This window comes from Flavobacterium sp. CYK-55 (assembly GCF_018413465.1).
Classification (GTDB): domain Bacteria; phylum Bacteroidota; class Bacteroidia; order Flavobacteriales; family Flavobacteriaceae; genus Flavobacterium.
The window spans coordinates 199,789-213,954 of record NZ_JAHCDK010000003.1; the positions used below are offsets into that span (position 1 = coordinate 199,789).

Here is a 14,166-nt window from a genome sequence, read left to right on the forward strand (position 1 = left end):
TTTTGATTTAGTTTTTAGCAAACATTTTGGCTACTTTTTCGGCCTTTTTGCTCTCGCTGTAGTCATAAAAACCTTCGCCTGATTTAACGCCTAATTTACCGGCGCGCACCATGTTTACCAGTAGCGGACAAGGCGCATATTTTGGGTTTTTAAATCCGTCGTACATCACATTTAAAATCGCCAAGCAAACATCTAAACCAATAAAGTCCGCCAATTGCAACGGGCCCATCGGGTGTGCCATTCCAAGCTTCATCACAGTGTCAATTTCATAAACGCCGGCTACTCCGTTGTATAAAGTTTCAATTGATTCGTTGATCATCGGCATCAAAATACGGTTGGCCACAAACCCGGGATAATCGTTTACTTCAACCGGAACTTTGCCCAATTTTACCGATAATTCCATGATGATTTTGGTGACTTCATCCGTAGTATTATATCCGCGGATGATTTCAACCAATTTCATAATCGGCACCGGATTCATAAAATGCATTCCAATCACGCGCTCCGGATGCACCACCACAGCACCAATTTGGGTAATAGAAATAGATGAAGTATTGGTTGCCAAAATGGTATTGTGCGCGCAAACTTCGCTGAGTTGTCTAAAAATATTGAGTTTTAAATCGACATTTTCGGTAGCGGCTTCCACCACCAAATCAACTCCGGTTACGCCGTCTTTAATGTCGGTATAGGTGATGATGTTGCCAATGGTTTGATGCTTGTCGGCTTCGGTGATGGTTCCTTTGGCAACCATTCTGTCTAGGTTGGCAGCAATGGTAGCCATGCCTTTGTCGAGTGATTTTTCAGAAATGTCGATGAGTTTTACGGTAAATCCGCTTTGGGCAAAAGTATGAGCGATTCCGTTGCCCATAGTTCCTGCGCCGATAACTGCAATATTTTTCATAAAGTGTGTATTTTATTTTTGATAAGATTCAATGATTTGATAGGCTACGCGCAAAGCTTCGGTTCCGTCTTCGAGCGTAACAATAGGTGTGGTGTTTTTGTTGATGGCATCGGCAAAAGTTTCGAGTTCATCTAAAATAGCATTGTTGGGCGCAACCTCAGGGTTGTTGAAATAGATTTGTTTGCGCTCACCTTCGGCATTTTGTAAAATCATGTCAAAATCACCGGGCACTTCAGGCGCGTCTTTCATTTTAACCACTTCGCAGATTTTATCGAGATAATCAACCGAGATATAGGCATCTTTTTGAAAGAAGCGCGACTTGCGCATATTTTTCATCGAAATACGACTTGAAGTAATATTGGCCACACAGCCGTTTTCAAATTCTAAACGCGCATTGGCAATATCAGGAGACTGGCTCAAAACCGATACGCCGCTGGCGTGCACCGCTTTTACTTTTGATTTTACAACGCTCAAAATGGCATCAATGTCGTGGATCATCAAATCTAAAACCACCGGAACATCGGTGCCGCGCGGGTTGAACTCAGCCAAACGATGCGTTTCAATAAACATCGGATTTTCAATTTGATCTTTGACGGCAATAAAAGCCGGATTGAACCTTTCTACGTGGCCAACTTGTCCTTTGACGTTGTATTCTTTAGCTAACGCGATGATTTCTTCGGCTTCTTCAACCGTATTTGAAATGGGTTTTTCAATAAATACATGCTTGCCCGATTTGATGGCTACTTTGGCGCATTTGTAGTGTGAAAGGGTAGGTGTTACAATATCAATAACATCAACGGCATGGATAAGTTTAGCGATGGTATCGAAACGCTTGTAGCCAAATTCGGCAGCTATTTTTTCGGCATATTCCGGGTTTTCATCATAAAAACCAACCAATTCATATTTTTCAGATTGTTGTAATAAACGCAGGTGAATTTTACCGAGATGACCGGCACCCAGTACGCCGACTTTTAACATATACTATAGTTTTGAGCAAAAATAGAAATTAATTGGATTGGAATGATTCTGCCAAGCTGAATATTTTAGCCCCGACAGCAGCAGCATCCTTTTTTTGGAGGAACGAAAAAAAAAGATAGAGCGAATGGCGGGAAAAAGCTTCAAAAAATTATATTTGCCGACAGAATTTTACGCCCAAAAAATATTCAGAAAAGGTGAGAGATACCAGTAAACATCAAGGACTCAGGAATCAATTGGCTAACCAGCTCAAAGAGAAAGGCATCACCGATGAACGCGTTCTAGAAGCGGTTCGCAAAGTGCCGCGCCATTTGTTTTTGAATTCAGGATTTGAAGATTTTGCCTATCAAGACAAGGCATTTCCGATTGGCGCGGGTCAAACTATTTCACAACCTTATACGGTAGCTTTTCAGAGCCAATTGCTTGAAGTGCAAAAAGATCATAAAATTCTTGAAATTGGTACGGGCTCGGGTTATCAAACCGCTATTTTGTGTGTGATGGGCGCTAAAGTGTACAGCGTTGAACGCCAAAATGAGTTGTTCAAACAAACGTCTATTTTGCTTCCGAAACTGAATATTCGCCCCAAACATTTGTCTTTTGGTGATGGTTATAAAGGCTTGCCGAATCACGCACCTTTTGACAGTATTATTGTTACGGCCGGCGCTCCGATTATTCCGCAAGCGCTCATGGCGCAACTAAAAATTGGTGGACGTTTGGTGATTCCGCTGGGTGAAAAACACCAAATCATGACCATGCTTATTCGCAAAAATGCCACTCAATTTGAAAAGCACGAATTTGGTGAATTTAGATTTGTTCCGCTTTTAGAAAACAAAAATTAAACTCCTTTTTGGCGCAGGCTTTCCATTTTATTTTTGAGCGATTCCATTTCATGAAACAGTTCGTCTAAGGCTGATGAATCTGTAGGCGAAAGTTCTTTTTCGATTTCTTTGAGCGCGCGCAAACCAAGAGCATCGTTATTGACTTCTTTGAGTATCTTCTGCTTGAACCACGCTACTGTAAGCAATTCTAAATCAATTTTTAAAAGTTCAGAAAGTTGGTTGATTTGCGTGCGTGTGGGCAGGCGTTGTCCGTTTTCAAATTTGCTGATCAAAGCTTGGTCAATGTTCAGAAGCATGGATACTTCTCGGGTAGAATATCCGGTTTTTTCGCGGCCATTTTTGAGCAGATTTTTCATATTGACTTATCTGAAGATAAATTTAGTCAATCCAAAATTAAAAACTCTTTTTAAGTCGGTCCAGATCGCGTTTGGTATCTTGTTCTTTGAGTGATTCGCGTTTGTCGTAGGTTTTCTTTCCGCGGCATAGCGCAATTTCAAGTTTGGCTAAGCCGTTTTCGTTGGTGAACAATCTGAGCGGAATGATCGTCAAACCTTTGACCTGAACATTTTTGTGCAGTGATTTAAGCTCGCGTTTGTTGAGCAATAATTTACGCTCACTTCGGGCTTTGTGGTTGAATTGGTTGCCAAAAGCGTATTCTTCAACATAAGTATTGATCACAAAAAGTTCATGACCGCTAAATTCACAGAAACCTTCAGCAATATTGGCTTTACCCAAACGAATCGATTTAATTTCAGTTCCGCTGAGCACCATGCCGGCAGTATATGTTTCGAGAATTTCATAATCGAAACGAGCGCGTTTGTTGAGTATGTTGGCAGCTTTTTGCATTGGCCGCCAAAGTTAATACAAATCAGGCTTTGCCAAAATGCCCGGCGGTAAATTGTTGTTAAATAAATAGTGAATAAACTAGTTTGTGATGATTGTTTTAGATGAAATATTTGAGTACATTCGTTTTCAACCTTCAATAAAACAATGACTTATGATGAAAAAACTAGCTCAATTCAGTTTGATTCTGGCCTTTGCGGTGGCTTGTTCTGACCACAACTCAGAATCAGAAATTTCAATTCCTTCGGCACAAAAAGAGCCATTAACTACCGCCCAAATCAATGCTGAAATTGATAAGAAAACCATGATTGGTGAAGATTTCAGATGGAAAACAGCTTCTTCTCATATGCTTTGGAGCGCTATCACACAAGGCAACTTTATAGTCAGTATTGGCTTCGGGAACAATGCTGCTGATTTTGACCGAAGCAAATCAGCCAATCAGGCCAGAATTCAAGACGAATTACTGCAAACGATTGTTCAATATGAAAATCAGCCGATAGACAAAGTTTTGGTTTCGGCTGATCGATATCTAACCCAACTGAATGTAATCATCCACAACCAAGAAACCATTATTGCTTTGCGTAAAAGCCCATTTATCCGATATATGGAACCCGCAGATTATCGCTATGTGGCTTTAAAAAACAACGCCAATCGCTCGGCAGCTGCGAGTTCATCTGGTTCGTCAGGTTGTGGATTTGATTCGGTGGCTTTGAGTTCTGCCGATTATACCACGGTAACACCTAATGCCAAAGCTCCGTGGACTTTTTATCAGCATCAAATTCCCACAGCATGGAATTATAGCTCCGGTCGTGGCGTAACCATTGGCGTTGTGGATACTGGTGTTTCTCCGAATCAGACTTTGCTCGGAACTAATTTTAACAACGGTGATTCTGCCGGACGAACCATTCAAAAATTTGGGGTTTATGTAGATTCTATTTGGCCTTGGAGTACTACTACTGATGGGCCGAATGATCAATGTGGCCATGGAACGAGTATGGCTTCGGTAGCAGCAGCTCCGAGAAATAATCGAGGCATGCCGGTAGGGGTTGCTTACAATGCCAATTTGGTCACCTATAGAGCTGCTTCGAATGTAGTTTTAGATGGTTATCAAGAACAAGAAGGCGTGAAAAAAGCTTTTACTGCTTTAGGCAACAATAGCAGTGTAAAAATTATATCCATGTCAATGGGTTATGTTTTTTCAGTAGGAAAAATTGAAGATGCAATTAAATATGCCTACAGCAAAGGAAAGTTGATTTTTTGCGCAGCGGGAACTTCAACGAGTTTTACCACTTTTGTGGGGGTTATTTTTCCGGCTTGGATGCCTGAAACGGTTGCGGTAACGGGTGTTAAAGAAGGAGCTACGCCTCAAAAATGCGATGTTTGTCACAGTGGTAGTAAAGTTGATTTTACCGTGGTAATGCAACGCTCAGCTTCTGGCAATACCGTACCGGTAAACAGTTATTACGACAATCAAACCAATTATGTGGGCGGATCATCAGTAGCAACCGCAACTACAGCCGGAATAGCCGCTTTGGTTTGGTCAAAAAACACCACTTGGACGCGCGATCAGGTTTTGGCAAAAATGCGTCAGTCAGCAAGTTTTTATCCGAATAGAAATACTGAATTAGGCTACGGAAATATTAATGCAGCAGCGGCTGTTCAATAGTCAAAAAAATAATTAGCAATCAAGCCGTTGGTGAAAGCTAGCGGCTTTTTTATTTGCGAAAGTTTCGTTTTAAAAGCGAATAAATGACGGTATCCCAAAACTTTCCTTCATACAATTCATTTTCAAGTATGTGCGCTTCTTTGACAAAGCCGTTTTTGATTAAAACTTTTTCAGAAGCATAATTTTCTGGATCAATGACCGCTTCAATAGAGTGTAGTTGCATCACTTCAAATCCATATGCTAAAACTGCATCAATGGCTTCAGTGGTGATGCCTTGACCATTGTATTCCGGCAAAATCATATAGCCAATTTCAGTTCTATGATTTTCGGGTTGCAATCTGTAATGTCCAATAATGCCAATAAGTTGTGGATTTCCTTTCAGTGTAATAGCCCAATTAATCCCTTCATTGCTGTTGATTTTATCGTCAATCATCTTAAAATGTTCCAGAGCTTCATCAATATTGGTTACCAACGGACGAGGAATAAACTTCATCGTTTCAGGGTTACTTCTCAAAGCGAATATCTGCTGAGCATCATCAGCAGTAACTCTTCTGAGCAATAAACGCGAGGTTTCTAAATTTGGAAAAGGACTAAAATTGAAGCTGAGCATAAGTTTGTTTTTAATCGTTCAATGTTATGAAAAATTTATGAGGTAGGGTATATGAAAAATTTGCTGTTAACGTTATACATCGATAAATCAACAAAAGAAAAGGGTTTGTAAGATTTTTTTACTACATTCACAATCCCTAATCTATTACTAACCAAAAAAATACTGTTATGGCAACATCATTTGAAAACATTGCAAAAGAGCAAATTCACTCGTTGAAATTTCCGCACACAGACGTTCTTGACAATCCGCAAGCCATCAGTCAGCGAAAGGTTGATTTACAACGCGCCTTGGCTTTGGGCAATTTAGAGCATTCAAAAATTAAGATTTTCTTTGAAGACAATCAATCCAAAAAAATGGTAGAAACCACGGTTTGGGCGTTAACTGATGAGCAAGTTGTACTCAAGCAAGGCGCCGGAATTCCCATCAACAGAATATATTTCGCAGCATAATTTAAAAGGTTTTTAATTTTCAAAACATCGGTTCAAAAAGCCGGTGTTTTTTTTGTTTATATATCAGCTCTTTAGCGCATATCTGCTATCTTTGTGGGCCAAAATAAAATCAGCGTGAGCCAACTCAACAAACTCAAAATACTCAACGACCCAATTTACGGTTTTATCACGATTCCTAATCCGTTGTTGTATGATTTAATTCAACATCCTTATTTTCAGCGATTGCGCAGAATATCTCAAATGGGATTATCGTATTTGGTTTATCCCGGAGCACACCACACGCGCTTTCATCATGCTTTAGGTTGTATGCATATGATGCAAAAAGCCATTGAAGTTCTTCGTTTTAAGCAAGTTGATATCAGTAAAGATGAAGAAAACGCTTTGTTGATAGCCATTTTATTGCACGATATTGGTCACGGACCTTTTTCACACGCGATGGAACACAGCATTGTTGAAAATGTGAGTCATGAGCAATTGTCTTTGTTGTTTATGGATGAACTCAATCGTGAATTCAACGGACAATTGTCGCTAGCGATTCAGGTTTTTAAAGGAGAATATCATCGAAAATTCATGCTTCAATTAATTTCGAGCCAACTTGATATGGATCGAATGGATTACCTCAAACGCGATAGTTTTTACACCGGAGTGGCTGAAGGAAATATCAATTCAGACCGACTCATTCAAATGCTCAATGTAGTGGATGATGTTTTGGTCATGGAAGAAAAGGGAATCTATTCTATCGAGAAGTTTTTGATGGCCAGAAGACTGATGTATTGGCAAGCTTATTTGCACAAAACCAGCTTGGTAGCAGAACTAATTTTAACCAAAATTTTAAAAAGAGCTAAAGAACTTTCTCTCAAAGGCACTGTGCTCAAATCGAGCGATGCTCTGGCTTTTTTCATGAATCATAAAATTGAATTAACGCATTTTGACCGCGATGTTTTGCATCAATTTGCAGAGTTAGATGATTTTGACATCATGAGTGCCCTCAAAGCATGGCAATACCACGATGATTTTATTTTGAGTAGCTTATCTAAAATGATTATTCATCGTGATTTACTCAAAATAAAGCTCAGCAGCGATAAGTTTGACCCTGCATTTATTGAGGATTTAAACAGACGATTTACACAAGAAAACAAGCGCTCAGCACAAGAGGCTCAGTACTTTATTTTTAAGGGGAAAATCAAAAATCAAGCTTATAATAAATCAGCCGAACCGATTAGAATTCTTAAAAAAGACAAAACTATTGAAGATGTTGTTGAAGCCTCAGATCAACTCAATTTAAAAGCGCTCTCAAAACCAGTCACCAAATATTACGTCTGCTATCCGAAACAACTCGTCGAAAATTAACAAACAAAAGCGATTTTTTATATTTTTGTCCGTCCAAAGCCAATTGTTTTAAAATAACAAAAATTCTGAACTAAGGCCACACGCAGAAGACCGCAGATGAAATTTACAGCAGAGCAAATAGCAGGCATCCTTGAGGGTGAAGTAGTAGGGAATCCTCTTGCCGAAGTATCTACCTTATCAAAAATTGAAGAAGGTACTGAAGGTTCACTTACATTTTTGGCCAACCCAAAATACGAAGCACACATTTATACCACTCAGGCTACCATAACTATTGTCAATCATACTTTTGTACCTGAATCGCCGTTAAACACAACCATGATTAAAGTGGCAGATGCTTATCTGGCTTTTACCAAATTGCTTACCTACTACGATCAGGCTATGAAAGCCAGTAAAGTGGGAATTGAAGAGCAAACGGTTATTTCTAAATCAGCTACTTACGGTGAAAATCTATACTTAGGGAGTTTTAGTTATGTGGGCGAGCGCGTTGTATTGGGCAGCGATGTTAAGATTTATCCCAATTCATTTATTGGCGACAATGTAAAAATAGGCAACAATGTTACTGTTTTTGCCGGTGCTAAAATATATTCTGACACTGTAATTGGCAACAATTGTGTGATTCATTCAGGTGCCATTATTGGTGCAGATGGATTCGGTTTTGCGCCCAATGCTGATGGTTCATACACCAAAGTTCCGCAAATTGGCAATGTTGTTTTGGAAGACGATGTAGAAATTGGAGCTTCTACAACTATTGACCGAGCTACAATGGGGTCAACGGTTATTCGCAAAGGCGTAAAACTTGACAATCAAATACAGATTGCACACAATGTTGAAATAGGCGAGAACACGGTAATTGCCGCACAAACTGGAGTCGCGGGTTCGACCAAAATTGGCAAAAATTGCATTATTGGCGGCCAAGTTGGTTTTGCCGGACATTTAACTATTGGTAATAATGTTCGCATTCAAGCTCAGTCAGGTATAGGAAAAAACATCAAAGACAATGAAGTTCTACAAGGAAGTCCATCGTTTAATTATGGTGATTACAACAAATCTTATGTTCATTTCCGCAATTTGCCTAAAATTGTCAACGAGCTCAACGATCTTAAAAAGAAATTAGAATCTTAAATAAAAGTTACAATGGTTAAACAAAAAACCATCCAAAATGAAGTTTCGCTGGTAGGCGTTGGTTTGCACACCGGAAAAGAAGTCAAAATGACTTTCAAACCAGCACCTGAAAACAATGGTTACACTTTTGTGCGTGTAGATTTAGAAGGCTCACCCATTATTGAAGCCGATGCCAATTATGTTGTGAATACCCAACGCGGAACCAACCTTGAAAAATTAGGTGTAAAAATACAAACTTCAGAGCATGTTTTGGCTGCTTTTGTGGGTTGTGATGTTGATAATGTAATCATCGAATTAGATGCTTCTGAACCGCCGATCATGGATGGTTCATCAAAATTTTTCGTAGAGGCCATTGAAAAGGCGGGTATTGTTGAACAAGACGCCGAACGAAAAGTATATGTAGTTAAAGAAATTATTTCATACACAGATGAAGCCACCGGCAGCGAAATTCTCGTGATGCCGAGTGATGATTATCAAGTAACCACGATGGTTGATTTTGGTACCAAAGTTTTGGGAACACAAAACGCAACGCTCAAAACCATGAGCGATTTCAAAACCGAAATTGCCGATGCAAGAACCTTTAGCTTTTTGCACGAGCTTGAAACTTTGCTCGATGGCGGTCTCATCAAAGGCGGCGATTTAAACAACGCCATTGTTTATGTTGATAAAGAGATTTCAGAAAAAACCATGAACAACCTCAAGAAGGCTTTTGGTAAAGATGAAATCGCCGTAAAACCCAACGGTATTCTGGACAACTTGACTTTGCATTACCCAAATGAGGCGGCTCGTCATAAATTGCTGGATGTGATTGGTGATTTGGCTTTAATAGGCACACGTATTCAAGGTAAAGTCATTGCCAACAAACCAGGGCATTTTGTGAATACTCAGTTTGCCAAAAAGCTCTCAAAAATGATCAAAATTGAGCAGCGCAATCAGGTTCCAACTTATGATTTAAACAAAGAACCACTCATGGACATCCATGAAATCATGCGTTTGTTGCCACACCGTCCGCCATTTTTGTTTGTAGACAGAATCATTGAAATGTCTGATTCTCATGTAGTAGGTATGAAAAACGTTACGATGAATGAAACGTTTTTCGTCGGACACTTTCCGGGCGCACCGGTTATGCCGGGTGTTATCATTGTTGAAGCCATGGCACAAACCGGAGGAATCTTAATTCTAAGTTCGGTTCCTGACCCAGAAAACTACTTGACTTTCTTTATGAAGATTGACAATGTAAAATTCAAGCAAAAAGTTTTACCGGGCGATACGCTTATTTTCAAATGCGATTTGATCAGTCCGATTCGTCGCGGTATTTGTCATATGCAAGCCAATGCTTACGCCAACGGACGTTTGGTTGCTGAAGCCGAACTTATGGCCCAAATCTCAAAAAAACAATAAAATGAATCAACCATTAGCATATGTTCATCCGGGCGCAAAAATTGCCAAAAATGTAGTTATTGAGCCGTTTACAACCATTCACAACAACGTCGTTATCGGCGAAGGAACTTGGATTGGTTCAAACGTGACCATCATGGAAGGCGCACGTATCGGTAAGAATTGTAATATTTTTCCGGGTGCCGTTATTTCAGCAGTTCCGCAGGATTTAAAGTTTGGTGGAGAAGATTCGCTTGCCGTCATTGGTGATAATTGTACCATTCGTGAATTTGTAACCATCAACCGCGGAACTGTCGCTTCAGGCAAAACCGTTATTGGCAACAACTGTCTGATTATGGCCACGGCACACATAGCGCACGATTGCGAAATTGGCGATAATGCTATTATTGTCAACGGAGTAGCTTTGGCCGGTCACGTTATCATCGGGAATCATGCGGTAATTGGTGGTTTGGCAGCGGTGCATCAATTCATTCACATTGGTGATCACGCGATGATTTCTGGCGGATCATTAGTCCGTAAAGATGTTCCTCCGTTCACCAAAGCGGCCAAAGAACCGCTTTCATATGTAGGAATCAATTCAGTAGGTTTGCGCCGTCGCGGATTCAGTACTGATAAAATCCGTGAAATTCAAGATATTTACAGAATTCTATATCAAAAAAATTACAATACTTCTCAAGCTTTGAGCATTATTGAAGCTGAAATGGAAGCCACACCTGAACGCGATGAAATTCTTGATTTTATCCGAAATTCATCCCGCGGAATCATGAAAGGTTATACCGGTAGCATTTAAAAATCAAATCAACAATAATCAATACAATATAATTTACAATGGCATCTACATCAGATATTAAAAACGGATTGTGCATTAAGTTCAACCACGACATTTACAAAATCATTGAATTTCTTCACGTAAAACCAGGGAAAGGTCCGGCTTTCGTAAGAACTAAACTCAAAAGTGTTACCAACGGAAAAGTAATTGACAACACCTTTTCGGCAGGTCATAAAATCGAAGAAATCCGCGTTGAAACCCACAAATTTCAATTTTTATATGCTGAAGGCGAAGAGTTTCACTTTATGAACACTGAAACTTTCGAGCAAATCTCATTGAACAAAAATGCTCTAGACGCGCCTGAATTCTTGAAAGAAGGAGACAATGTTTTGGTACAAATCAATACGGAAACTGATTTACCTTTATCGGTAGATATGCCTTCATCAGTGGTTCTTGAAATTACTTATGCCGAACCCGGTGTCAAAGGAAACACAGCCACCAACGCCACCAAACAAGCCACTGTTGAAACCGGTGCTACAGTAAACGTTCCTTTGTTTATCAACGAAGGTGACAAAATCAAAATTGATACAGCAACAGGAAACTACATTGAACGCGTAAAATAATATGAAGTTTCCGAAAGTTCATTCACTCGAGCAAATTGCTTCACTTATAGGTTGTGAATATGTTGGTCCGGCCGATTTTTCGGTACACGGTATGAACGAAATTCACGTAGTTGAACCGGGCGACATTGTTTTTGTCGATCACCCGAAATACTACGACAAAGCCTTGCAATCGGCAGCAACCATCGTTTTAATCAACAAAAAAGTGGATTGCCCAGAAGGTAAAGCTTTGCTTATCTCAGATGATCCGTTTCGGGATTTCAATAAACTTACGCAACATTTCAAACCTTTTACACCCAGCGCTGCGAGCATATCAGCATCCGCAGAAATTGGTGAAGGAACCGTAATTCAGCCCAATACTTTTATCGGAAATCACGTTAAAATTGGTAAGAATTGTCAAATTCACGCCAATGTGGTGATTTATGACCATACTGTAATTGGTGACGATGTGATGATTCATGCCGGAACTGTTTTGGGGGCAGATGCTTTTTATTACAAAAAACGCCCGGAAGGTTTTGATCAATTGCTTTCTGGCGGACGCGTGGTAATTGAAGATAAAGTGGGTATTGGCGCTTTGTGCACGATTGACAGAGGTGTCACAGGCGATACAACCATTGGCGAAGGAAGCAAATTAGACAACCAAGTGCATGTAGGACACGATACCGTGATTGGTAAAAAATGTTTGATTGCTTCACAAACCGGAATCGCAGGATGTGTCATTATAGAAGACGAAGTAACGCTTTGGGGACAAGTGGGCACGACTAGTGGAATCACTATCGGAAGCAAAGCCGTGATTATGGGGCAAACCGGCGTAACCAAATCGGTTGAAGGCGGAAAATCATACTTTGGAACCCCGATCGAAGAATCGCGTGAGAAACTCAAACAATTGGCCAACATCAAGAAAATACCAGATATAATCAATCAATTAAAATCATAACAATGTCCAAAAAACTGATACAGGATTTTTACAAATCTGATGCGCTCATCAACAGCGAAATCATGGATCAATACCTGCATCCTGAAGTTCTTTTAGATTGGAACAGCAGCACCGGTTTTAAGCAACTCAATCGCGAGCAACTCTTGTCGCTTACCACCGAAATGAGTAAAGCTTATGTGCGTTCAAAGGCCAGAATCAGCCATATTGTAAAAGAAGGGAATTTGGTTTCAGTGCGTTATACACATTGTATTAAAACGATTGAAAACCCACGTGAAGAAATGGTTCTTGCGCATTTTATGGTGATTTGGGAAATAAAGGATGACAAGTTATATCGCGGTTTTCAGATCAGTCAATTGCCCTAAATAATTTTAAAAAATATTCAAAAAAATAACGTCCAAAGGCATACATTTGCATAGCAAAATTTAAAACAACCAAAAAAATATATCATGAGCGTTTTAGTCAATAAAAATTCAAAAATAATCGTACAAGGTTTTACGGGTAGCGAAGGTACTTTTCACGCTTCTCAAATGATTGAATACGGAACCAATGTAGTAGGTGGAGTAACTCCAGGTAAAGGTGGAACACTTCATTTAGATCGTCCGGTTTTTAATACGGTAAAAGATGCCGTTGATCAAGCCGGTGCCGATACTTCGATTATTTTTGTACCACCTGCCTTTGCCGCTGATGCCATCATGGAAGCTGCCGATGCAGGAATTAAAGTAATCATTACTATTACTGAGGGAATTCCTGTAGCGGATATGGTAAAAGCGAATGATTATATCAAAAAACGCAACTGTGTTTTAATTGGCCCGAACTGTCCGGGTGTGATTACTCCTGAAGAAGCCAAAGTAGGAATTATGCCAGGATTTGTTTTCAAAAAAGGAAATGTGGGTATCGTTTCAAAATCAGGAACATTAACTTATGAAGCAGCTGACCAAGTGGTAAAACAAGGTTTAGGTATCACAACGGCTATCGGAATTGGTGGTGATCCGATCATTGGAACAACGACTAAAATGGCAGTTGAAATGTTGATGAATGATCCTGAAACAAAATGCATCATTATGATTGGTGAAATTGGCGGTCAACTTGAAGCTGATGCAGCTAAATGGATCAAAGCCGACGGAAACCGTAAACCGGTAGTTGGTTTTATTGCAGGTGAAACGGCTCCTAAAGGAAGAACCATGGGACACGCGGGTGCGATTGTAGGTGGTTCTGACGATACGGCTGAAGCCAAAAAACGAATCATGCGCGAATGTGGTATTCACGTAGTTGATTCACCGGCTGAAATCGGTAAGAAAGTAAAAGAAATCATGGGATAATTTCCCGATTCATAAAATTTGAAAAGCCTTACAGTAATGTGGGGCTTTTTTTATGGAAAAAACATCAAACAATATCTTAATAAAATTGTTGACTATTTTATTAAAATAGATTCGCAGAGTGTTGGTCAAAAAGAATAATACAGCTACATTTGCGTATAATTCAATAATTCCGGAAACATGTTTGAATTTTCACAGTATTTAGGCTTTTTGCTATTCTTAACCGTATTAACCATTGGCTTTTGGTTGATGATCTTTTTGATCGGTTTCGTTCAGTATTGGGTAGGCGGTGCGCTTTATGAAAGATATAAAGCTAAAAAAGCAGAAAAAGCCGCGGCAGAATAAAATAATTATTTTGACGAAATAAAAAA

17 protein-coding genes are annotated in these 14,166 nt (G+C 39.7%); 12 read left to right on the top strand and 5 right to left on the bottom strand.

Features of this window, described 5'->3' with window-relative positions:
• Nucleotides 1-7 precede the first annotated feature (7 nt).
• Nucleotides 8-901 (bottom strand): 3-hydroxyacyl-CoA dehydrogenase family protein, encoded by an 894-nt coding sequence (locus KIH23_RS05495; RefSeq protein WP_213211811.1) that lies wholly within the window; start codon nucleotides 899-901, stop codon nucleotides 8-10.
• 12 nt (nucleotides 902-913) lie between these two features.
• Complete coding sequence (locus tag KIH23_RS05500) at nucleotides 914-1,879, bottom strand: Gfo/Idh/MocA family protein (protein ID WP_213211813.1); 966 nt, start codon at nucleotides 1,877-1,879, stop codon at nucleotides 914-916.
• A gap of 194 nt (nucleotides 1,880-2,073) precedes the next feature.
• On the opposite strand from KIH23_RS05500, the gene KIH23_RS05505 reads away from it, so the two are divergent.
• Entirely contained in the window at nucleotides 2,074-2,715 is a 642-nt protein-coding gene (locus KIH23_RS05505) for a protein-L-isoaspartate(D-aspartate) O-methyltransferase (RefSeq protein ID WP_213211816.1), read from the top strand.
• Here KIH23_RS05505 and KIH23_RS05510 read toward each other — a convergent pair.
• Nucleotides 2,712-3,071 (bottom strand): multiprotein-bridging factor 1 family protein, encoded by a 360-nt coding sequence (locus KIH23_RS05510; RefSeq protein WP_213211818.1) that lies wholly within the window; start codon nucleotides 3,069-3,071, stop codon nucleotides 2,712-2,714. The genes KIH23_RS05505 and KIH23_RS05510 overlap by 4 nt on opposite strands.
• A gap of 37 nt (nucleotides 3,072-3,108) precedes the next feature.
• The gene (gene smpB, locus KIH23_RS05515; protein WP_213211820.1) at nucleotides 3,109-3,561 is read right to left on the bottom strand and encodes an SsrA-binding protein SmpB; all 453 of its coding nucleotides are present in this window, start codon (nucleotides 3,559-3,561) and stop codon (nucleotides 3,109-3,111) included.
• 151 nt (nucleotides 3,562-3,712) lie between these two features.
• Between smpB and KIH23_RS05520 the strand changes: the two genes are divergently transcribed.
• The gene (locus KIH23_RS05520; protein WP_249684801.1) at nucleotides 3,713-5,224 is read left to right on the top strand and encodes a S8 family peptidase; all 1,512 of its coding nucleotides are present in this window, start codon (nucleotides 3,713-3,715) and stop codon (nucleotides 5,222-5,224) included.
• A 49-nt stretch (nucleotides 5,225-5,273) separates the two neighbouring features.
• Here the strand turns inward: KIH23_RS05520 and KIH23_RS05525 are convergent, their stop codons facing one another.
• Nucleotides 5,274-5,834 (bottom strand): GNAT family N-acetyltransferase, encoded by a 561-nt coding sequence (locus KIH23_RS05525; RefSeq protein WP_213211822.1) that lies wholly within the window; start codon nucleotides 5,832-5,834, stop codon nucleotides 5,274-5,276.
• A 167-nt stretch (nucleotides 5,835-6,001) separates the two neighbouring features.
• Between KIH23_RS05525 and KIH23_RS05530 the strand changes: the two genes are divergently transcribed.
• From KIH23_RS05530 to KIH23_RS05575, 10 genes are all read left to right on the top strand, one after another.
• Complete coding sequence (locus KIH23_RS05530) at nucleotides 6,002-6,283, top strand: hypothetical protein (RefSeq protein WP_213211824.1); 282 nt, start codon at nucleotides 6,002-6,004, stop codon at nucleotides 6,281-6,283.
• Nucleotides 6,284-6,397: 114 nt separating this feature from the next.
• Nucleotides 6,398-7,633 (top strand): HD domain-containing protein, encoded by a 1,236-nt coding sequence (locus KIH23_RS05535; RefSeq protein WP_213211825.1) that lies wholly within the window; start codon nucleotides 6,398-6,400, stop codon nucleotides 7,631-7,633.
• Nucleotides 7,634-7,729: 96 nt separating this feature from the next.
• Complete coding sequence (gene lpxD, locus KIH23_RS05540) at nucleotides 7,730-8,755, top strand: UDP-3-O-(3-hydroxymyristoyl)glucosamine N-acyltransferase (protein WP_213211827.1); 1,026 nt, start codon at nucleotides 7,730-7,732, stop codon at nucleotides 8,753-8,755.
• Between the two features lie 12 nt (nucleotides 8,756-8,767).
• The gene (locus tag KIH23_RS05545) at nucleotides 8,768-10,156 is read left to right on the top strand and encodes a bifunctional UDP-3-O-[3-hydroxymyristoyl] N-acetylglucosamine deacetylase/3-hydroxyacyl-ACP dehydratase (RefSeq protein WP_213211829.1); all 1,389 of its coding nucleotides are present in this window, start codon (nucleotides 8,768-8,770) and stop codon (nucleotides 10,154-10,156) included.
• 1 nt (nucleotide 10,157) lies between these two features.
• Nucleotides 10,158-10,943, top strand: a complete 786-nt coding sequence (gene lpxA, locus KIH23_RS05550) for an acyl-ACP--UDP-N-acetylglucosamine O-acyltransferase (protein WP_213211831.1) — start codon at nucleotides 10,158-10,160, stop codon at nucleotides 10,941-10,943.
• A gap of 38 nt (nucleotides 10,944-10,981) precedes the next feature.
• On the top strand, nucleotides 10,982-11,545 hold the full coding sequence (gene efp / locus KIH23_RS05555) for an elongation factor P (RefSeq protein WP_213211833.1): 564 nt from the start codon (nucleotides 10,982-10,984) through the stop codon (nucleotides 11,543-11,545).
• A gap of 1 nt (nucleotide 11,546) precedes the next feature.
• Nucleotides 11,547-12,479 carry a UDP-3-O-(3-hydroxymyristoyl)glucosamine N-acyltransferase gene (gene lpxD / locus KIH23_RS05560; RefSeq protein WP_213211835.1) on the top strand — a complete coding sequence of 311 codons (933 nt, stop codon included), beginning with the start codon at nucleotides 11,547-11,549 and terminating at the stop codon, nucleotides 12,477-12,479.
• 2 nt (nucleotides 12,480-12,481) lie between these two features.
• Complete coding sequence (locus KIH23_RS05565; RefSeq protein WP_213211836.1) at nucleotides 12,482-12,841, top strand: nuclear transport factor 2 family protein; 360 nt, start codon at nucleotides 12,482-12,484, stop codon at nucleotides 12,839-12,841.
• A gap of 84 nt (nucleotides 12,842-12,925) precedes the next feature.
• Nucleotides 12,926-13,798 (top strand): succinate--CoA ligase subunit alpha, encoded by an 873-nt coding sequence (gene sucD, locus KIH23_RS05570; protein ID WP_213211838.1) that lies wholly within the window; start codon nucleotides 12,926-12,928, stop codon nucleotides 13,796-13,798.
• A 177-nt stretch (nucleotides 13,799-13,975) separates the two neighbouring features.
• Nucleotides 13,976-14,140: a hypothetical protein gene (locus KIH23_RS05575; RefSeq protein ID WP_213211840.1), complete on the top strand. Its 165-nt coding sequence runs from the start codon at nucleotides 13,976-13,978 to the stop codon at nucleotides 14,138-14,140.
• The last annotated feature ends 26 nt before the right edge of the window (nucleotides 14,141-14,166 follow it).